The 980-nt window shown below is 66.6% G+C and carries 1 protein-coding gene; it reads left to right on the top strand.

All coding sequences use genetic code 11. From position 1 onward, the window contains the following. Nucleotides 1-12 precede the first annotated feature (12 nt). A partial coding sequence (gene gmd / locus WYO_RS04095; protein WP_039902203.1) for a GDP-mannose 4,6-dehydratase occupies nt 13-980 on the top strand: 968 nt, incomplete at its 3' end.

Below are 980 nucleotides of genomic sequence, written 5' to 3'. Positions count from 1 at the left end.
CGGGACGGTTTCATGACGGGCAAGCGCGCGCTGATCACGGGGGTTACGGGCCAGGACGGCGCGTATCTGGCGCAGCTGCTGCTGCAGAAGGGCTACACGGTCACCGGGATCGTGCGCCGCTCCAGCCATGCCGGGGTGTTCGACCACAGATTGAAGTGGCTCGGTATCCTCGACGATGTCGAGCTGGTCGACGGCAACCTGCTGGACCAGTCGGCGCTGCTGCGCATCGTCCAGACCGCCAAGCCGGACGAGATCTACAACCTCGCCGCGCAATCCTTCGTCACCTCCTCCTGGCAGCAGCCGCTGCTCACCGGCCAGGTGACGGGCCTCGGCGCCGTGCACATGCTCGAATGCCTGCGCTCGGTCGCCCCCCAGGCTCGGTACTACCAGGCTTCGACCTCCGAGATGTTCGGCCTGATCCAGGAGGCGCAGCAGAGCGAGACGACGCCGTTCTACCCGCGCTCGCCCTACGGCGTGGCCAAGCTCTACGCGCACTGGATGACGATCAACTACCGGGAGAGCTTCGGGCTGCACGCCTCGAACGGCATCCTGTTCAACCACGAGAGCCCGCTGCGGGGCGTCGAGTTCGTCACCCGCAAGGTCACGGACGCGGTGGCGCGGATCAAGCTCGGCAAGCAGAAGGAGTTGCGGCTGGGCAACATCGACGCCAAGCGCGACTGGGGCCACGCCCGGGACTACGTCCAGGCGATGTGGCTGATGCTGCAGCAGGACAAGCCGGACGATTACGTGATCGCCACCGGCCGCACGACGACGGTGCGGGACATGTGCGTGATCGCGTTCAAGCATGTCGGGCTGAACATCGACGACCACCTGGTGATCGACCCGGCCTTCTTCCGGCCGGCGGAGGTGGAGGTGCTGCTGGGCAACCCGGCCAAGGCCAAGGCGACCTTCGGCTGGGAGGCGCAGACCAGCCTCGAGTCGCTGATCACCGAGATGGTCGACGCCGACATCAAGCGCCT

The organism is Methylobacterium sp. GXF4, from assembly GCF_000272495.1.
Taxonomy (GTDB): domain Bacteria; phylum Pseudomonadota; class Alphaproteobacteria; order Rhizobiales; family Beijerinckiaceae; genus Methylobacterium; species Methylobacterium brachiatum.
The sequence above is the reverse complement of the archived record's forward strand: the minus strand, read 5'-3'. Positions and strand labels throughout refer to the sequence as shown.